Annotated in this window: 17 protein-coding genes; 7 read left to right on the forward strand and 10 right to left on the reverse strand. The window is 23.0% G+C overall.

Going from position 1 to position 21132, the window contains the following annotated elements:
- Positions 1 to 52: 52 nt before the first annotated feature.
- Entirely contained in the window at positions 53 to 508 is a 456-nt protein-coding gene (gene dksA, locus AB4W67_RS00965) for an RNA polymerase-binding protein DksA (RefSeq protein WP_367682709.1), read from the reverse strand.
- Between the two features lie 207 nt (positions 509 to 715).
- Here dksA and truA point away from each other — a divergent pair, with 207 nt between their 5' ends.
- The 3 genes from truA to AB4W67_RS00980 all read left to right on the forward strand — a co-directional run bounded on the left by truA (position 716) and on the right by AB4W67_RS00980 (position 5466).
- Positions 716 to 1522 carry a tRNA pseudouridine(38-40) synthase TruA gene (gene truA, locus AB4W67_RS00970; RefSeq protein WP_367682710.1) on the forward strand — a complete coding sequence of 269 codons (807 nt, stop codon included), beginning with the start codon at positions 716 to 718 and terminating at the stop codon, positions 1520 to 1522.
- 897 nt (positions 1523 to 2419) lie between these two features.
- A complete protein-coding gene (secA, locus tag AB4W67_RS00975) occupies positions 2420 to 5035 on the forward strand; it encodes a preprotein translocase subunit SecA (RefSeq protein ID WP_367682711.1) in 2616 nt (871 codons plus the stop codon).
- 41 nt (positions 5036 to 5076) lie between these two features.
- The gene (locus AB4W67_RS00980; protein WP_367682712.1) at positions 5077 to 5466 is read left to right on the forward strand and encodes an NUDIX domain-containing protein; all 390 of its coding nucleotides are present in this window, start codon (positions 5077 to 5079) and stop codon (positions 5464 to 5466) included.
- Positions 5467 to 5472: 6 nt separating this feature from the next.
- On the opposite strand, the gene coaE is transcribed toward AB4W67_RS00980, so the two are convergent.
- Positions 5473 to 6141, reverse strand: a complete 669-nt coding sequence (gene coaE / locus AB4W67_RS00985; protein WP_367682713.1) for a dephospho-CoA kinase — start codon at positions 6139 to 6141, stop codon at positions 5473 to 5475.
- A 114-nt stretch (positions 6142 to 6255) separates the two neighbouring features.
- Here coaE and AB4W67_RS00990 point away from each other — a divergent pair, with 114 nt between their 5' ends.
- The 4 genes from AB4W67_RS00990 to lpdA all read left to right on the forward strand — a co-directional run bounded on the left by AB4W67_RS00990 (position 6256) and on the right by lpdA (position 12827).
- Entirely contained in the window at positions 6256 to 7305 is a 1050-nt protein-coding gene (locus tag AB4W67_RS00990; RefSeq protein WP_367682714.1) for a GMP reductase, read from the forward strand.
- Positions 7306 to 7504: 199 nt separating this feature from the next.
- Complete coding sequence (gene aceE, locus AB4W67_RS00995; protein ID WP_367682715.1) at positions 7505 to 10168, forward strand: pyruvate dehydrogenase (acetyl-transferring), homodimeric type; 2664 nt, start codon at positions 7505 to 7507, stop codon at positions 10166 to 10168.
- A 13-nt stretch (positions 10169 to 10181) separates the two neighbouring features.
- The gene (locus AB4W67_RS01000) at positions 10182 to 11360 is read left to right on the forward strand and encodes a 2-oxo acid dehydrogenase subunit E2 (RefSeq protein WP_367682716.1); all 1179 of its coding nucleotides are present in this window, start codon (positions 10182 to 10184) and stop codon (positions 11358 to 11360) included.
- Positions 11361 to 11411: 51 nt separating this feature from the next.
- Complete coding sequence (gene lpdA / locus AB4W67_RS01005) at positions 11412 to 12827, forward strand: dihydrolipoyl dehydrogenase (protein WP_367682717.1); 1416 nt, start codon at positions 11412 to 11414, stop codon at positions 12825 to 12827.
- A gap of 124 nt (positions 12828 to 12951) precedes the next feature.
- Here lpdA and speD read toward each other — a convergent pair whose 3' ends face one another.
- The 8 genes from speD to murC form a co-directional block, all read right to left on the reverse strand.
- Entirely contained in the window at positions 12952 to 13776 is an 825-nt protein-coding gene (gene speD, locus AB4W67_RS01010; protein WP_367682718.1) for an adenosylmethionine decarboxylase, read from the reverse strand.
- Positions 13777 to 13794: 18 nt separating this feature from the next.
- Positions 13795 to 14655 carry a polyamine aminopropyltransferase gene (gene speE / locus AB4W67_RS01015; protein ID WP_367682719.1) on the reverse strand — a complete coding sequence of 287 codons (861 nt, stop codon included), beginning with the start codon at positions 14653 to 14655 and terminating at the stop codon, positions 13795 to 13797.
- A gap of 164 nt (positions 14656 to 14819) precedes the next feature.
- Positions 14820 to 15536 (reverse strand): 5'-methylthioadenosine/adenosylhomocysteine nucleosidase, encoded by a 717-nt coding sequence (locus tag AB4W67_RS01020; protein ID WP_367682796.1) that lies wholly within the window; start codon positions 15534 to 15536, stop codon positions 14820 to 14822.
- A gap of 75 nt (positions 15537 to 15611) precedes the next feature.
- The gene (gene erpA / locus AB4W67_RS01025) at positions 15612 to 15953 is read right to left on the reverse strand and encodes an iron-sulfur cluster insertion protein ErpA (RefSeq protein WP_367682797.1); all 342 of its coding nucleotides are present in this window, start codon (positions 15951 to 15953) and stop codon (positions 15612 to 15614) included.
- A gap of 193 nt (positions 15954 to 16146) precedes the next feature.
- Positions 16147 to 17301, reverse strand: a complete 1155-nt coding sequence (ftsZ, locus tag AB4W67_RS01030) for a cell division protein FtsZ (RefSeq protein WP_367682720.1) — start codon at positions 17299 to 17301, stop codon at positions 16147 to 16149.
- Positions 17302 to 17352: 51 nt separating this feature from the next.
- Positions 17353 to 18597 carry a cell division protein FtsA gene (gene ftsA / locus AB4W67_RS01035; RefSeq protein ID WP_367682721.1) on the reverse strand — a complete coding sequence of 415 codons (1245 nt, stop codon included), beginning with the start codon at positions 18595 to 18597 and terminating at the stop codon, positions 17353 to 17355.
- 152 nt (positions 18598 to 18749) lie between these two features.
- Entirely contained in the window at positions 18750 to 19673 is a 924-nt protein-coding gene (locus tag AB4W67_RS01040; protein ID WP_367682722.1) for a D-alanine--D-alanine ligase, read from the reverse strand.
- Positions 19670 to 21121, reverse strand: a complete 1452-nt coding sequence (murC, locus tag AB4W67_RS01045) for a UDP-N-acetylmuramate--L-alanine ligase (RefSeq protein ID WP_367682723.1) — start codon at positions 21119 to 21121, stop codon at positions 19670 to 19672. Before murC ends, AB4W67_RS01040 begins: the two co-directional genes overlap by 4 nt.
- Positions 21122 to 21132 lie beyond the last annotated feature (11 nt).

Below are 21132 nucleotides of genomic sequence, written 5' to 3' on the forward strand. Positions count from 1 at the left end.
ATACTCGATATATAATATATTAATCGAATATCCTAATCTATATATTATATAATTATCCAGCCATTTGTTTTTCTCTTATTTCTGCTAATGTTTTACAGTCAATACATAAACTTGCAGTTGGTCTAGCTTCTAATCGACGTATTCCAATTTCAATTCCACAGGAATTGCAATATCCAAAATCATTATTATTTATCTTTTTTAGAGTTATTTCGATTTTTTTTATTAGTTTTTGACTTCTATCTTGATTTCTTAATTCTAAACTAAATTCTTCTTCTTGTGCTGCTCTATCAATTGGATCTGGAAAATTTGTCGATTTATCTTGTATATAAAGTAGAGTATGATCAATTTCAAATTTTAGTTGATTTTTCCATGTTTCAAGAATTTTTTTAAAATGTAATATTTGATTCTTGTTCATATATTGTTCATTTGTTTTTTTTTGATAAGGCTGCAAACCAGCTAAAGAAAGAACATTTAAAGAAGATTTTTTTTTTTGGTTTTTTTTTGTCATAGTTTTTCCTAGTAAGATATTTCTTATTATAATATTATGAAATGTTTTTATTTCTAAAATAAAGCATGTAGGAAATTTATTAATATTTTTATAAAAATTAATTAAAATTAATATCAATAATTAATATTAACATAAACTTTTATTAAATATATTTTTATATAATTATAGATTTTTTTTTAATAGTTCTTTAAATTGGAGTATTTTTTTATGATACAAAAGAAAATAAAAACATTTGCTTTAGGCGTTGAATATGATGGGAGCAATTATCATGGTTGGCAATCTCAAGAAAATTATCCTTCTATTCAAAAAGAAATAGAGCAATGTTTATCTAAAATTGCAAATCATAAAGTTTATGTTTTTTGTGCTGGTAGAACTGATGCTGGTGTTCATAGTATAGGGCAAGTTATTCATTTTAAAACAACTTCTATTAGAAGTAATTATAATTGGACAGTTGGTATTAATACATATTTATCTAAGAATATTTCAATTAAATGGATCAAAGAGGTACCAAATTTTTTTCATTCACGTTATAGCGCTGTTAGTCGAACTTATCGTTATATAATATATAATAATATTTTTCGTTCTAGTATTTTATATAACTATACTAATCATGTATATAAAAAATTAAATATTTCTAAAATAAATTTTGAAGCTCAATATTTATTAGGAAATCATGATTTTTCTTCTTTTAGAGCATCAGGTTGTCAATCTAATACTCCATTCAGAAGTATAAAAAAAATAAATATTTATCGTATAAATAATTTTGTTATTTTTGATATTACAGCTAATTCTTTTTTATATCGTATGGTTAGAAATATTATTGGTTCTTTAATTAAAATAAATTTTTTAAATAAAAAAGATATTATAAAAGAAATTTTAAAAAAAAAAAATAGATATTATGCAGGTCCTACTGCTCCATCTAAAGGTTTGTATTTATTATCTGTAGAATATCCTAAATGTTTTAATTTACCTATTTTTAAAAATAACTTATCTAAATATTATAATATTTTTTAAATAGAATATATGTTGTTTTATAAAATTTTCAATAAAATATATTTTTCTAAAATTAGGATGTACTAAAATAAATAAAAAAATGAAACTATCTAAAAGAAGTGTTTTATTCTTTAATTTTAATAATTTTTATAATTAAAATAATTTTTTTATTAATATAAAATATAATTTTTAATATATAGTTTATTAATATTTAATAAATTTAATTTAAATATTATTAGTAATTAAGAATTAAATTTTTTATGAATATAATAGAATTTATATTTTTTGTATTTTAAAATTTTATAAAATTTTTTTATAGCATTTAAAATAGTACAAAATAGAAATTTTTTTATAATTAATAAAGTAATTTATTCTTTAATATAAAAAAATTATGTTAAGAAATCTATTAATTATTTTAAAATTAATATATTTTATCAGTAAAAATAATAAAAATATTTTTATTATTAATAAATTAAAATAATTATCTTAAATTAAAACTTAAATAATATCAGATACTAAAATAGTAATAAAAAAAATTTAATTTATTAATTATTATTAATTTATATCTATTTTTTTTAATAATATTAAAAATATCATAATAAAATTAATAAGAAAAATTATACTGATCTACATAAATATAAAAATAATTAAATATAAATTAGTATATATTTATTCTAATTATATATAAATATATTTAGAATGATTATTAAATATAAATATTTTATGAAGTTAAAAATTTTTTATATTTTATGTTAAGTTTTAGATAATTTATAAAAAATTAATAATATATTAATTATTAAAGTATAAAAAATTTATAAGGGAAAATATAAAAATTTTTTGTATTAGAGTGGAAGTGTACTTTAATTTTTTATATAAAATGTTTTTAGTTGTAATAAAATATAAATTGAGAATTATAATATGTTAATTAAATTTTTAAAAAAAATTTTTGGAAATTATAATGATCGTATTTTAAGAAAATACAAGAAAGTTGTTTCTAAAATTAATTCTTTGGAAAAAGATTTTGAACATTTATCAGATATACAATTAAAAGAAAAAACAAAATTATTTAAATTACGTTTAGAGAAAGGAGAGAATTTAAATAATTTATTAGTGGAATCTTTTGCTACTGTTCGAGAAGCAAGTAAACGTATTTTTGGTATGCGTCATTTTGATGTTCAAATTCTTGGTGGGATAGTTTTAAATAAACAATGTATTGCAGAAATGCGAACGGGAGAAGGAAAAACTTTAACATCTACTCTTCCTGCTTATTTAAATGCTTTATCTGGAAAAGGAGTTCATATAGTAACTATGAATGATTATTTAGCAGAAAGAGATGCTAGAAAAAATACTCCTTTATTTGAGTTTCTTGGTTTATCAGTTGGTTTAAATTTATCTGAAATGAACTTTGATCAAAAGAAACATGCTTATTTATGTGATATTACTTATGGTACAAATAATGAATATGGTTTTGATTATTTACGTGATAACATGGTTTTTTATAAACAAGAAAGAGTTCAGCGTGAATTAAATTATGCATTAGTAGATGAAGTGGATTCTATTTTAATAGACGAAGCTAGAACACCGTTAATTATCTCAGGACCTTCTGAAAATAGTTCATTTTTATATACAGAAATCAATAAAATTGTACCTTCTTTGATTTTTCAAAAAAAAGAAGATTCAGATGATTTTCAAGGTGAAGGAGATTTTACAATAGATGAAAAATTAAAACAAATTTATTTAACTGAAAGAGGTTTAATTAAACTTGAAAAATTATTAATTCAAAAAAGATTAATGAATAAAAATGAATCTTTATATTCTTCAAATAATATTGTTTTGATGCATCATGTTATATCAGCATTACGTGCTCACAAATTATTTACTCGAGATATAGATTATATTATAAAAAATAATAATATAATTATTGTAGACGAGCATACTGGTAGAACTATGCCTGGTCGAAGATGGTCAGATGGTTTACATCAGTCAATAGAAGCTAAAGAGCAAGTCAAAATTCAAAATGAAAACCAAACTTTAGCTTCTATTACATTTCAAAATTATTTTCGTTTATATAAAAAAATAGCAGGTATGACAGGTACTGCTGAAACTGAGTCATTTGAATTTAAATCTATTTATAATTTAGATACTATTGTTATACCTACAAATAAACCAATGATAAGAAAAGATATGCCAGATTTAGTATATATGACTGAAGAAGAAAAAATATATGCTATTATAAAAGATATTCAGAATTGTGTAAAAAATAATCAACCTGTTTTAGTTGGAACAGTATCTATCGAAAAATCAGAAGTAATTTCAAAAAAATTAAAAAAATTAAATATTCAACATAATGTATTAAATGCAAAATTTCATGCTAAAGAAGCTGATATAATAGCACAAGCAGGAAAATCTAAATCAGTTACTATTGCTACTAATATGGCTGGAAGAGGCACAGATATAGTTTTAGGAGGTAGTATTGATTTTTTAAATAAAAACATGTCTTTAAATAAAATTAAAAAAATTAAAGAAAATTGGAAAATTGAACATGATTTGGTTATTTCATCTGGTGGTTTACATATTATTGGTACTGAACGTCATGAATCTCGTCGTATTGATAATCAGTTAAGAGGTCGATCAGGTCGTCAGGGAGATAGTGGTTCTTCTCGTTTTTATTTGTCTATGGAAGACTCATTAATAAGAATTTTTATATCTGATAAAATTGTTAATATGATGCGTAAATTAGGACTTTCTAAAAACGAAGCAATTGAACACTCATGGGTGACAAAAGCAATTGAAAATGCTCAAAAAAAAGTAGAAAATCGAAATTTTGAAATGCGAAAACAATTATTAGAATATGATGATGTTTGTAATGAACAGCGTCGTATTATTTATACACAACGTAATAAAATAATTGATTCTGAAAATATTAAAAATATTATTTATGATATTTTAAAAGATGTACTGAATAATACTATTAAAAGATATATAAATAAAAAAATAGAAAAACATAATTTAGATTATATAAATTTAGAGAAAAAATTAAGTAATGAATTCAATATATATATATCAATAATTAATTTAATTGAGAAACAATCTAATTATAATATAGATAATATTGTAAAACATATTGTTGAAGTTGCAGAAAAAAATTATAAAAATAAAGAGAAATTAATTGGTTATGATAATATTCGGACTATAGAAAAGTCTATTTTTTTACAAAAATTAGATGAACTTTGGAGGGATCATTTATCTTCTATGAATTATTTAAGACAAGGAATTCATCTTCGTGGATATGCTCAAAAAGATCCAAAACAAGAATATAAAAGAGAATCTTTTAATATGTTTTCTAATATGTTGGAATTTTTAAAATATGAAATAATATCATTTCTTTTTAAATTAAATCCTTCTGATGTAAAAAAACATTTTATTTTTAAAAAAAAATCAATTGAATCGTCAGAAAATATTAAGATTGGAAGAAATACGTTATGTTTTTGTGGTTCAAATAAAAAATATAAATATTGTCATGGTATTTTATAATTTTTTTATAAATTTAATTAATTTAATATTAAATATATTATATGAATTATATAAAAGTTGCTATTGGAATCGTTTTAAACAAAAATAAGATTTATATTACTAAAGCAAATAAAAATAAATATAATTTAAATACTTGGGAATTTCCAGGTGGTAAAATTAAAAAAAATGAGAAATTAATATCTGGATTAAAACGTGAGTTATTTGAAGAAGTAGGTATCAAAATATTATATTTTTCTTTTTTTCAATATAAGAAAATATTTTTTAAAAAAATTAAATTATATTTTTTTTTAGTGAAGAAATGGAAAGGAAAAATATATAGTCGAGAAGGTTATAAACATTGCTGGGTAGATGTAAAAACAATAAAAAATTATCAATTTCCAATATCTAATTATACAGTTATAAAAAAATTAAAAAATATATTTTTGAGATAATAATAATTAATAAATTTTTGTTAAATAATTTTTTTTAAAAAAATTTTTTTGTATATTTTTTTTAGATTGGTAAAAATTAAATAAATATGTATAAAAAGAATTTAAGTAATATACATAATTATCCAATATTTTTATATTTGTATTATTATCATTATAAATAATATCATCTGAAAATAAAATTCTTTTGTTTCTACTTGCTTGTTGATAAATAATATTTTTTGCTTGATATATATTAATTTTATCTCGTTTTATTATACGTTTAATTTGTGTTTTTACAGATGTATCAACTAATAAGATACGATGCGCTATTTTGTTTAATTTTTTTTCAATAAGTAATGGAACTACCCATAAACACCATATTGAATTTATTAATTGAATTTGTTTTTTGCTTTCTTTATAAATTTTTGGAATTAAAATATTTTCTAGCCATAATTTATTTTTTTTATCATTAAAAATTTTTTTTCTAAGACGTTGGCGATTAATTGAATTATTTAAATTTAATATGCTTGATCCAAATTTTTTTTTAATAGAATAAAATATTTGTATATTTTTTTCTATTATTTTTCTTGTAATCACATCAGTGTCAATAACACTAACACCTATTTTTTTAAAACAATTAGAAATAGTAGTTTTTCCACTACCAATACCTCCAGTAAGTGCTACAATATAAGTCATAATTATTTAAATTTAGGTTGGTTTTAAAAAATTAATATATAGAATATTATTATTATAATATAACAAATTACTATTTTAATATAAATATATTTATTTCATAGGATATTAATTTTTATGCGTATCGAAGAAGATATGAAATTAGGTTTTAAAGATGTTCTTATCAGACCTAAAAGATCTACGTTAAAAAGTCGTTCTGAAGTTGATTTAATTCGAAGTTTTATTTTCAAGTACTCTAACTACTCATGGTCTGGAATTCCTATTATCGCTTCAAATATGGATACTATTGGAACTTTTAAAATGGCAATTTCTTTGTCTAAATTTCGTATATTAACAGCAATACATAAATATTATTCATTTAATGAATGGAAAAATTTTATTAATCAAAGTTCAAAAGAAACGTTAGAACATGTTATTGTTTCAATTGGTACTTCTGATGTAGATTTTTTTAAAGTTCAAAAAATTTTTTCATTATCTTCTGCATTAAAATATATTTGTATTGATGTAGCTAATGGTTATTCCGAGCATTTTGTTGACTTTTTAAAAAAAATTAGAAATATTTTTCCTGATAAAATTATTTGTGCTGGAAATGTTGTTACTGGGGAAATGGTAGAAGAATTAATTTTATCTGGTGCTGATATAGTCAAAGTTGGTATTGGACCAGGTTCAGTTTGTACTACTCGAGTAAAAACTGGAGTAGGTTATCCTCAATTATCAGCTATTATAGAATGTTCTGATGCTGCACATGGACTAAATGGTCAGATTATTAGTGATGGTGGTTGCGTGGTTTCAGGGGATATAGCAAAAGCATTTGGTGGTGGATCAGATTTTGTGATGCTAGGTGGTATGCTTGCAGGTCATTATGAATGCTCTGGAAAAATCATTGAAGAAGATTCAAAAAAATTTATGTTATTTTATGGTATGAGTTCTGATTCTGCAATGAAAATTTATTCAGGTGAAATAAGAGGGTATAGAGCTTCAGAAGGGAAAAGAGTAAAATTACCTTTTCGTGGAAATGTTGATGCCACAGTGCGTGATATTTTAGGTGGTATTAGATCATCTTGTACTTATGTAGGAGCTCAAAAATTAAAAGAATTAACAAAAAGAACTACATTTATTAAAGTTAATGAACAAGAAAATTGTATTTTTAATAATTTTACATATTAAATATTATATAAAATATATTTTAAAAATAAAATCAATAAAATTAATTATTTTATAGTTAATTTTATTGATTTTTTTTAGAAATCAATAATTTATTTTTAATTTTATTTTAAATGTATTTTATATTAAATTAAAAATTAATGCAAAATTTTTAATTTAATATAAAATTTAATATAAAAATAATATACAAGGAATTTATACCATGTCAGAAAATTTATATGATGACGTGGATCCAATTGAAACTAATGACTGGATACAATCAATTGAATCTGTTATTCAAAAAGAAGGTCTTGAAAGAGCAAAATTTTTAATTGAAAAAATTTTAAAACAAGCAAAAATAAACAAATCAGGTTTTTTTAAACATTTTTTTACAAGCGATTATATTAATACAATTCATAATGAAGACGAAGTAAAATATCCTGGTGATTTAATTCTAGAAAAAAAAATTCGATCTGCTATACGATGGAATGCAATTATGATGGTTTTACGTGCATCAAAAAAAAATTTAGAATTAGGTGGACATTTAGCTTCTTTTCAATCATCAGCAACTATATATGAAGTATGTTTTAATCATTTTTTTCGAGCTAAAAATGATTATGATGGAGGCGATTTAGTTTACTTTCAAGGGCATATTTCTCCTGGTATCTACGCAAGATCATTTTTAGAAGGTCGTTTATCTATTAATCAAATTGATAATTTTAGACAAGAAGTTGATGGAAATGGGCTTTCTTCTTATCCACATCCTAAATTAATGCCTAATTTTTGGCAATTTCCTACTGTTTCAATGGGGCTAGGCCCTCTTTTTGCAATTTATCAAGCAAAATTTTTAAAGTACCTTAAAAATAGAGAATTAAAAAATACTTCTAATCAAACAGTTTATGCTTTTTTAGGGGATGGTGAAATGGATGAACCTGAATCTAAAGGAGCGATTTCTATCGCAGTTCGGGAAGAATTAGATAATCTAATTTTTATAATAAATTGTAATTTACAAAGATTAGATGGTCCTGTAGTAGGAAATGGAAAAATTATAAATGAACTAGAAAGTTTTTTTCATGGTGCAGGATGGAAAGTTATTAAAGTAATATGGGGAGGAGCATGGGATAATTTATTAAAAAAAGATAAATCTGGAAAATTAATTCAGTTGATGAATGAAACAATAGATGGTGATTATCAAACATTTAAATCAAAAGATGGAGCTTATGTTAGAAAATATTTTTTTGGTAAATATAAAGAAACATTAGAATTAGTAAAAAATATGACAGATCAAGAAATATGGAATTTAAATCGCGGCGGACATGATCCTATAAAAATGTTTAATGCGATAAAAAAAGCGAAAGAAACTAAAAAAAAACCTACAGTAATTTTAGCACATACTATAAAAGGATATGGTATGGGTGTTGTAGCAGAAGGTAAAAATATTGCTCATCAAATAAAAAAAATTAATCTTGATGGTATTATTTATATTAGAGATCGTTTTAAAATTCCTATATCTAATCAAAAAATTAAAGATTTACCTTATATTAAATTTGAAAAAACATCTAAAGAATATTTGTATTTGAAGAATCAAAGAAAAAAATTAGGTGGTTATATTCCATTTCGTTTGGATAAATTTACAAAAAAATTAGATCTTCCTCGTTTGATAGATTTTCAATCACTATTAGAAGAACAAAGTAAACATATATCTACAACAATTGCCTTTGTTCGTACATTAAATTTAATTTTAAGAAATAATTCAATTAAAAATTTAATTGTTCCTATTATTGCTGATGAAGCGCGTACTTTTGGAATGGAAGGTTTATTTAGAAATATTGGAATTTATAGTCCTAATGGTCAAAAATATACACCTCAAGATCATGAACAACTAGCTTATTATAAAGAGGATAAAAAAGGACAAATTTTACAAGAAGGAATTAATGAATTAGGAGCAGCTTCATCATGGCTTGCTGCCGCAACTTCTTATAGTACGAATGATTTTCCTATGATTCCATTTTATATATATTATTCAATATTTGGTTTTCAAAGAATTGGTGACCTTTTTTGGGCGGCCGGAGATCAACAAGCTAGAGGATTTTTAATTGGGGGAACTTCTGGTAGAACAACTCTTAATGGAGAGGGTTTACAACATGAAGATGGTCATAGTCATATACAATCTTTAACAATTCCAAATTGCATTTCATATGATCCCTCCTTTGCTTATGAAGTAGCTGTTATTATACAGGATGGTTTAAGAAGGATGTATGGAGCTCTTCAGGAAAATATATTTTATTATATTACTACGATTAATGAAAACTATTATATGCCTGCTATGCCTAAAGGTTCAGAAGAAGGTATATGTAAAGGTATTTATAAATTAAAAACATTACATGGAAATGCATTAAGAATGCAGTTATTGGGATCTGGAGCTATTTTGCGTTGTATATATGAAGCTGGTCGAATTTTATCTAGTGATTATTGCATTACAACAGATATTTATAGTGTCACTTCTTTTACAGAATTAGCTAGAGATGGAGAAGATTGTCAAAGATGGAATATGTTACATCCTAATCAAGAAAATAAAATCCCTTATATAAAAAAAATTATGAATTCTTCTCCTGCTGTTGCTGCAACTGATTATATGAAATTATTTGCGGAACAAGTTCGAAGTTATATTCCATCAAAGTTATATTATGTATTAGGTACAGATGGGTTTGGTCGGTCAGATAGTCGTGAAAAATTACGTAATCATTTTGAAGTTAACGCTTACTATATTGTAGTAGCTGCATTAAGTTTATTAGCTGAGTTAAATAATATAAATAAAAATATAGTAGAAGAAGCAATTGTTAAATTTAATATTAATCCAAATAAAATTAATCCTAGATTAGCATAAATAAGGGGATATAGTGTATATTGATATCAAAATGCCTGATATTGGTTTAGATAAAGCAGAAGTAGTAGAAATTTTAGTTAAAATAAACGATAAAGTACAATTAGATCAAAGCATTATAACTGTAGAAGGTGAAAAATCTTCTATAGAAATACCATCGCCTGAATCCGGTATTGTAAAAAAAATTAATGTTAAAATTGGGGATAGAGTTACTTCTAATTCTAAAATTATGGTATTTTTAAAAAATAATATTGAAGCATCTAATAAAAAAGAATTTATTCATATTAATTCTCCAATAACTAATAAATTAGCTATTCATAATGATATTAATTTTAAAAAAGATATTATACATGCTACTCCATCAGTAAGACGATTAGCACGTGATTTAAATATTGATTTAAATAAAATTATAGGTTCTGGTCCTAAAAATCGTATTTTAAAAGATGATTTAGAATTATATGCAAAAAAAAGTTGTGAAAATTTAGATCAATTAACAATAGAAAAAAAGAAAATAAATGATTTACAAAGAACTGTTGGTGAAAATTTATATAATAATTGGATAAATATACCTCATGTAACACAATTTGAAGATGTAAATATTACTGAATTAGAACAATTTCGTAAGAATTATAATAAAGAAGAATATAAAAAAAATATTAATCACATTAATATTACAATATTAATTTTTATAATAAAAGCAGTATCATATGCATTATCAAAATTTCCAATTTTTAATAGTTCTTTATCTTTAGATAAAAAAACAATCATTTTTAAAAAATATATAAATATTGGTTTTGCTGTAGAAGTGGATAATGGGTTATTTGTTCCAGTAATAAGAAATGTTGATAAAAAAAATATTGTTGATTTATCATCTGAGTTAATTTTACTTTCTAATAAAGCTCGTAAAAATCAATTAGATAAGTTGGATATGAAAGATGGTTGTTTTACAATTTCAAATATAGGGGGTATTGGTGGAAATTGGTTTACTCCAATTATTAATTTTCCTGAAGTAGCAATTCTTGGAGTATCTAGATCTGTAATTAAACCTATTTGGGATGGTAAAAATTTTATCCCATCTTTAATTCTACCTTTATCTTTATCTTATGATCACCGTATTATTAATGGAGCAGATGCAGCTCGTTTTATTTCTTTTCTTAAAAAAGTTTTATGTGATATACGTTTTTTACTTATGTAATTTTATATTAATGAAAATACTTTTTTTTAAATAATTATAAAAGAGGTTAAAATGCATCAAAAACTTGAAACAGAAGTAGTAGTTTTAGGTTCTGGGCCGGCTGGTTATTCTTCAGCTTTTCGTTGTTCTGATTTAGGTTTAGATACTATTATAATAGAACGTCATTCAAAATTAGGTGGTGTTTGTTTAAATGTTGGTTGTATTCCTTCAAAATCTTTATTACATATAGCAAAAGTTATACGAGATGCGCAAGATTTATCTGAAGCAGGTGTATTTTTTACAAAACCTATTGTTGATGTTAAAAAAATTCAAACTTGGAAAAACAATATTATACATAAACTTACTAGTGGTTTGTATAGTATGAATAATAAAAGAAATATAAGATTTATTCAAGGTAAAGCTTACTTTGAAGATAATAATAATATTTTTATAGAAGGTGATAAAAATAAATTTTCTATTTCTTTTAAGCATGCTATTATAGCAACTGGATCTAGTTCTATCCAGCTCCCCTCTCTATCTTTGCAAGATAATAGAATATGGAATTCTACAGATGCATTGACATTTGAAAAAATTCCAAATCGTTTTTTAATTATTGGGGGTGGTATTATTGGTTTAGAAATGGCCACAATATATAGTGCATTAGGATCGAAAGTTGATATTGTTGATCGATTTGACATGCTTCTTCCATTATTAGATCAAGATATTTCTAAAAAGTATACTGAAATAATAAATAAAAGATTTAATTTATTTTTAGATACACATATTAAAAATATTGAATCAAAAGAAAATGATCTTATAGTGCATATGGAAGGAAATATTAAACAAAGTAAGCATTATGATAATATATTAGTTGCAATAGGTAGAAAACCTAATACTAAATATCTAGAATTAAATAAAATTGGCATTGATTTAGATAAGTTTGGATTTATTAAAGTAAATAATCAATTAAGAACTAATATATCTAATATTTATGCAATTGGTGATGTAACAGGTTTCCCTATGTTAGCTCATAAAGCTATACATGAAGCACATATTGTTGCAGAAGTTATTGCAGGAAAAAATCATTTTTATGAACCTAAAGCTATTCCATCAGTAGCTTATACTGATCCTGAAATTTCTTGGGTAGGATTAAATGAAAAAGAGGCAATAGCATCAAAAATTAATTATGAAACTGCTATTTTTCCTTGGAGTGCTTCAGGTAGAGCTAATTCTTCGAATTGTACATCTGGAATGACTAAATTAATTTTTAATAAAGAAAATAGTCAAATTATTGGTGGTTCAATAATAGGTTTAAATGCTGGTGAATTAATTAATGAAATTACACTTGCTATTGAAATGGGATGTAATGTAGAAGATATTTCATTGACTATACATGCACACCCAACTTTATCTGAATCAATCTGTTTAGCAGCAGAAATTTTCCAGGGAACAATTACAGATTTATTAAATGTTAAAAAAGTATCTTAATTTAATATTTAATATTATTCTTTTAGAACAAGAAAAGATTATAGAAATTATGTTTCTATAATCTTTTCTTGTTCTAAAAGAATAATATTAAATATTAGGATTTTTAAAAAGATATATAAAAATATTATTTTTTTGATAATGATTCTATCATTGTAATATTTTTACCATGATATATTTCTCTCATTTCTCTCCATAATAAATTGATTATATAGGTTCGCTCTTTTTTTGATAAATCCCATATATTAGTATTAAATAAATAATTTTGTAAACAAAATTCTTTTAATAACATTCGAGTATGAAAAATATTTTCTTGATAAATATTAACATCTACCATTTCATACATAGTTTTAATAGTATCAGACATAAAATTTTGAATAGAATTAATTTTATGATCAATAAAATGTTTAATTCCATTAATATCTCTAGTAAATCCTCTAACACGATATTCAATTGTTACAATATCTGATTCTAATTGATTAATAAGATAATTTAATGCATTTAGCGGGGAAATTATACCACATGTTGACACTTCAATATCTGCTCGAAAAGTACAAATGCCACTTTGAGGATGACTTTCTGGATATGTATGAACACAAATATGACTTTTATCTAGATGAGCAAGAACTGATGAAGAAATAATATTATTATTTTTTTTTTCAATATTAACTGTATCTAAATTTATTGGTTCTTCACATACTAATATAGTCACACTAGCACCTTGTGGTTCATAATCTTGACAAGATATATTTAAAATATTAGCACCAATAATTGAGCATGTTTTTTTTAATATTTTTGTTAATCTAACAGCATTGTATTGTTCATCAATATATGTAATATAGCTATTTCTTGAATTATTAGTATTTGCATAACAAATATCATAAATACAAAAACTTAGGCTTTTTGTTAAATTATTAAAGCCATATAATTTTAGTTTTTGCAATTTTATCACTCTCTTTTAAAAGGATTTCTAACTTGTATCTAACTTATTAATTATATATTGTGGTAAAGAAAAGCTACTTATATGTATCTTAGGATTGTAGTACTTAAAAATTATTTTTTTTTCTTTTATTCTAGATTTTAATATTTTTTGATCAATATAACGTAATTTTTGATTATCAGATCCCCATGCAAACATTATAGCTCCTCCATAATAAGTAGGTACTATAGCTTGATAAAAAGTACAATCATGAAAATATTTTTTTAAGTTTTTATAAGTTAAAAAAATTTCATCTATTTGTAAAAAAGATGTTCCATTTTGTGCAACAAAAATTCCATTTTTTTTTAAATTTTTTTTACAATTTAAGTAGAATTCTGATAGAAATAAATTTTTTCCACATCCTATAGGATCAGTAGAATCAGATATAATTAAATCGAATTTTTGATGTGTATTTTTTATAAAATTTAAACCATCATCAATAATTAATTTTAAACGAGAATCATTATATGCATTATCACTATGATTTGGAAAATATTTTTTACATAAATTAATAATATTAATATCAATTTCAACCATTGTAATATTACTAATGTTTTTATGTTTGCATACCTCTCTTAATGTACCACCATCTCCTCCTCCTATTATTAATACATCTTTTACTAAGCCATGAGAAAATATAGGTACATGACTTAACATTTCATGATATATAAATTCATCTTTTTCTGTAGTTTGTACTACGTCATCTATTGTCATGATATTTCCCATAATTGAATTATGAAATATCTTAATATCATGATATTGATTTTTTTTTTGATATAGTATTTTATCAATTAAAAAATATTGCCCAAGATGGCAATGAAATGTTTCATGCCATATTTTATTTTTAATCATGGTATTTTTTACCCTTGAAATATAATTATTTAATAATTGATTATAAATGTAGTGAAATAATAGAGTTTATTTTTAGATTTTTTTAAAGAAGGATAATGATTTTATAAAATATATTTAAAATTTTTTGTTTATTAAAGATTATCAAAAATATAATAATAATGCTATTATTTATTTAATAGATTTATTAAATATTTTATTTTTTTTAAAATTAATATAACTAAATTTGAAGATTTTAATGATGCGATAGATATGTTTTTTTTAAAATTTATAGTAGCTTGATTGTTAGATAAATCAGATATTGATTTTATAATAATCAAAGGAATGTTAAATTTATAACATACTTGAGCTATTGCTGCAGCCTCCATTTCAACTCCAATCGCAGAAGAAAATTTAATTTTTAATTTATTAATTAATTCTCTTTTGTTTATAAATGAATCACCAGTAATAATTAAACCTGTTAAAATTTTTAATTTATTTTTTTTAAAAATTTCTATTATTTTATTAAATAATTTTTTATTTATTTGAAATTTTTTTGGATATTTAGGTATTTGTCCTATACTATATCCAAAATTGGTTAAATTTACATCATGATAACATAGTTGATTTGGAATTATAATATCTCCTATCTTTAATTTACTATTTAAACTACCTGCTGATCCACTATTAATAATCATATTTGGTTTAAATAAAGTGATTAGTATCATAGTTGCAATACTAGCTGCAACCTTTCCTATTCCTGATTGTATTAAAAATATATTAATTTTATTAAATTTTCCTATATAAATTTTAAAATTTCCAAAAATTTTTATTTTGTTATAATTTATAAGATTTTTAAATATTTTAATTTCTTGTTTGATAGCTCCAATAATTCCAATTTTTATATTCATTTTAATGATTTTTAATTTTTTTAAGAATATTTTGATACAATTAATATTTTTAAAAAATATTTAAATAGATTAAATATCAAATGATAAACCACATCCACATGTATTTTTCGCATTTGGATTGTATACTATAAATTTTGAGCCTTCTAAATTTTCTATATAATCTATTTTTCCGCCATGCAAATATTGCAGACTAATAGGATCAATAATAATAGAAATATCTAATTTTTTAATTATTATATCATCTTGATTAATATTTTCATCAAAAATAAATTGATATTGAAAACCACTGCATCCTCCACCAATAATATATATTCTTAATTTTAAATTTTTATTTTTTTTAGTTGAAATAAAATCTTTAATTTTTTTAGCTGCATTATATGTAATTTGAATATTATTTATCACTTGTAATATATTCTCAGATAATTTTTAAATATTATTAAAAATATTTAAAAAAATTATATATAATCACTATCATATAATTTTTTATTCCTTGCGCCGATATATAATTTTTCTTTATTGGCGCAGGTAATAAAAGATAGTTTAATATAAAATTTTATAATTAATATAATTAAATTTTTTATTTATTTAATTTTTATTTTAAAAACTAATCAGATCTTTTTCTAAGAAAAGCAGGAATATCTAAATATTCTGTTTCTTTTCGTTTTGAATTTTCTGTGTCTTTAATTTCGTTTTTTATATGTTTTTTGTCTAATGTTGGGGATGACATATTTAAATATTGATAACGATAATCTATTAATGTTTCTTTAGAAGACTTATTTTTAATTTGATTAACATCTGAATATTTTTCCATACCTATACCTGTTGCCACAACTGTTACTCGAAGTGTATCATTCATATCTGGATCTAAAGAAGTTCCTATTACAACTGTTGCATTATCTGATGCAAAAGATCTAATAGTATTTCCTACAGTTTCAAACTCATCTAATTTTAAATCGAAACCAGCAGTAATATTAACTAATACACCTCTAGCTCCTGATAAATCAATATCTTCTAATAATGGACTAGATATAGCTATTTCTGCAGCTTCTTCTGCACGATTTTCACCGGAAGATATACCTGTTCCCATCATTGCATATCCCATTTCTACCATGACTGTTCGAACATCTGCAAAATCTACATTCATAAGACCTGGTCTAGTAATTAATTCTGCAATGCCTTGAACTGCTCCTTTTAAAACATTATTTGCAGCTCCAAAAGCATCTAGTAAAGAAATTCCTCTACTTAATACTTTAAGTAATTTATCATTTGGTATTGTAATTAAAGAATCCACATATTTTGATAATTCTACAACTCCCTGATCTGCAATAATCATTCTTTTTTTACCTTCAAAATTGAAAGGTTTTGTTACTACTGCTACAGTTAAAATTCCTAATTCTTTTGCTATTTCTGCTACTACAGGTGCTGCTCCAGTACCAGTTCCACCTCCCATTCCAGCAGCAATAAAGACCATATCAGATCCATCTAATGCAGATTTTAATAATTCTTTATCTTCTTCTGCTGAATTTCGACCAATTTCTGGATTAGCACCGGCTCCTAATCCTTTAGTAATATTATTGCCTATTTGAATTGTCTGACTTACTTCTATTTTTCTTAAAGCTTGAGCGTCAGTATTAATGGCAAAAAATTCAACTCCTTCGATTTTTTCTCTTACCATATATTCTACTGCATTTCCACCGCCTCCGCCAACACCAACTACTTTAATTACTGCATTATTACTGATTTCTACAGGCTCAAACATAATTTTATTCCATTATCTGTCTTAAAATTTAGAGATTTTTTTAAAATTAGTTTAAAATTCTTTTTTAAACCAATTACTAATTTGTTTAAACCATTTTTCAAGAAAAGAATTTTCTTTTTTCATTTTTTTAGATTGTAAGTAAAATTCTTTTCCATAGTTTAATAAACCCACGACTGTTGAATAATGTGGTTCAGTTATATTTTCTATTAATCCTGAAATATTTATAGGTTTTGCTATTCGAATTTTTTTTTGAAATATTTTTTCTGCGTATTTATTTAATAATAAAGAAGTTGAAACACCTCCTGTTAATACAATACCACTTAATAATTGATACTTTTTATTTTCTTTATATAACTTATTTTGTATATATATGATTCTATTATTAATTAAAGTTAATAATTCAATATATCTTGATTCCATAACTTCTACTATATTATCTAATTTTAAATCTTTGAATAAATTTTTATATTTTTCAGATAATTCAATATTTTTCGATGTTTCTAATGAAGAAATATAGTTTTTTTTTATAATTTCTGAATCTTTAAAAGATGTATTAAAAACATATGAGATATCTCTTGTTACAATATTACCAGCATATGGAATAACCTGGCTATCTTGTATAAATCCATCGATATATATATTAAAATCTATTGTTCCTCCACCTATATCAATCATACAGACACCAAGTTTGCATTCATCTTCTGTTAATACAGCTTTACTAGATGCTAGACCTGAAAAGATTATTTGATCAACTTTAATATTACATGTTTCTACAGCTTTAATAATATTTTTAGCTATGTTTTGATGACAAGTAATTAAATGAACTTTTACTTGCATTCTTGTTCCTGATAAACCTATAGGATTTTTTATTCCAGATTGTTGGTCGATTGAATATTCTTGTGGAATTACATGTAGTATATGATGTTCATTTGGAATCTTCACTGATTTTGCAGTATGTATAACATTCTCTATATCTTCTTTTGTTACTTCATCTTCAGAAATTGGTACTATTCCAATTTCATTTTGACAATTAATATGTTTACTAGATAAAGATAAATACACAGAAGTAATATTACAATTAGCCATTTTTTCAGCTTGATAAATAGATTTTTTTATGCATGAAACAACTAAATCTAAATTAATAATTCTACCTTTTTCTATTCCTTTTGATGGGCATATTCCAATTCCAATTATTTTTATTGTATTATCTATTTGTATTTCTCCTACTAAGGTAACTACCTTAGTGGTTCCTACCTCCAGTCCTACTATTAGTTTTTTATTTGTTGATATAATCATTATTTCTTAGCCTGCACTATATTTTTTTAATTATTAATTTTATTATAAATCAGGATTTCTGATATTTTATATTTTAGTTATTTAATAATTTTTAAAAACTATTTGATAGAAATAAGTATTTTTTATAATATTTATTTTTTCAATCAAATATTTTATACTTTGATTGTATTTAAAATTTCCAGTACTAATTTATCAAATGATATACCTATAGAATTTGCAGATATTGGAAGTAAACTACGATTTGTCATACCAGGAATAGTATTAATTTCTAATAACCAAAATTTATTGTTATTATCTAATATTACATCAATTCTACCATATCCGTCACATTTTAATATTTTCCATGCTTTTTGTACTATTTTTTTTAGTTTTTTTTCTTGTTTAATGTCTAATCCACTAGGACATAAATATTTAGTAGATGATGATTTATATTTTGAATAATAATCATAAAAATTATTTTTTGTAATAATTTTAATCGGAGGTAATATTTTATTATTTAGAATAGGGATTGTATATTCTATTCCATTTATAAATTTTTCTATTAAAATATCATGACTATAATTAAAAGCTACTGACATTGCTTTTTTTATTTGATCTTTTGAAGAAACTAACGTTATTCCTATACTTGAACCTTGATTATTTGGTTTTACTAGAACAGGATAATTCAGTTTTGAAATTTTTTTATTTAAACGAGTATATGTATCTATTAAAATATCTTCTTTTTTTATATATATATCTGGTAATACAGGTAAACCTATAGATTTCCATAATAATTTAGTTCTTTTTTTATCTAAAGATATAGAGGACGCCATAACACCACTTCCGGTATATGGAATATTTAAATATTCTAAAACACCTTGAATAGTACCATCTTCCCCGCCTTTTCCATGTAGTGCAATATATGCAATATTAAATTTTTGTTTTTTTAATTGCATAATAGGAAAATCACGAATATCACATGGATATGCATTAATACCAGAACGAAGTAAACTTTTTAATATCGAATGCCCTGATTCTATTGATATTTCTCGTTCAGAAGAATTACCACCTAATAATACCGCAACTTTTTTTTTCATATTACCACTTTTTTATTTTTATAGATAAAAAATTTTTTAGCTATGTTTTCTATACTTCCAGCACCTTGTATTAAAATAATATCATTTCCATTTAAATAAGGAAAAAGAGAATGTAATATTGATTTAGAATCATTTACTAAAACTATGTTGATATTTTTATTTTTTTTAATATCATTATATATTGATGTACTATTTATTCCTGGAATAGCATTTTCATTTGCAGAATATATATTTAATATCAATAATACATCTACTTGAGATAAAACTTTGATAAAATCATGATATAAATTATAGGTTCTTGTATATCGATGTGGTTGAAATATCATAATTAATTTTTTTTTTGGCCAACTAGTCCTTATTGTTTTAATATTTTCAGATATTTCATTAGGATGATGACCATAGTCATCTATTAATATAACTCTACTTATTGGAATATTATTTTTTTTAATTAAAGTTTCTTCAAAATATTCAAATCTTCTAGAAGTACCTTGAAAATTTTTTAATGATTTAAAAATATTTTGATAAGATATTTTTTCTTTTTTTGACAACACTATAGCAGCTGTTGCATTTAAAGCATTATGTTTGCCAGGCATGTTTAAATTTATTTTTAAATAAGCTTTATTTTTTTGAGATAAAGTAAAATGTGAAGAGAATTTATTTTGTTTATAATCAATTATTCTAAAATCAGCAGTTGGATGAAATCCATATGTAATAATTTTACATTTTATTTTAGATATAATGTCTTGTATAGCAGGGTTATCTATACATAATATAACAGTTCCATCTATCGGAATAATATTTATAAATTTTAAAAATGATTTTTTTAATAACTCAAAATTATTATTGTAATAATTCATATGATCAGGTTCAATATTAGTTACAATAATAGTTTTTGGAGTTAAATATAGAAATGATTGATCACTTTCATCTGCTTCTGCAATAAGATATTTAGAAGAACCCAATTTAGAGTAATTATTAATTGATTTAATTAATCCTCCATTAATAACAGTTGGGTCAAAGTTACTTTTATTAAATATATCAAAAATCATTGAAGTAGTAGTTGTTTTCCCATGTGTTCCAGAAATAGCTATTCCAAATTTAAATTTCATTAGTATTTGAAGCATTTCAGCTCTTAATAGTATAGGAATTTTTTTTTTTTTTGCTTCTAAAATTTCTAAATTATTAGGTGGAATTGCGCTAGATATCACAATTAAGTCAATATTTTTAATATTTTTTTTAGAATGTTTAAAATAAATTTTTGCTCCTACTTTTTTAAGTTTTTTAGTAGCTAAGTTATCTAATATGTCTGAACCGCTAATTTTATATCCTAGTTTTAATAAAATTAAAGCAATTCCATTCATTCCGGAACCACCAATACCAATAAAATGAATTTTATTAAATAATTTATTTATAAAAAAATTATTTTTTTTAATATTTATTATACTCATATTTTAATATA

Source organism: Buchnera aphidicola (Protaphis terricola), from assembly GCF_964059145.1.
GTDB lineage: Bacteria > Pseudomonadota > Gammaproteobacteria > Enterobacterales > Enterobacteriaceae > Buchnera > Buchnera aphidicola_BP.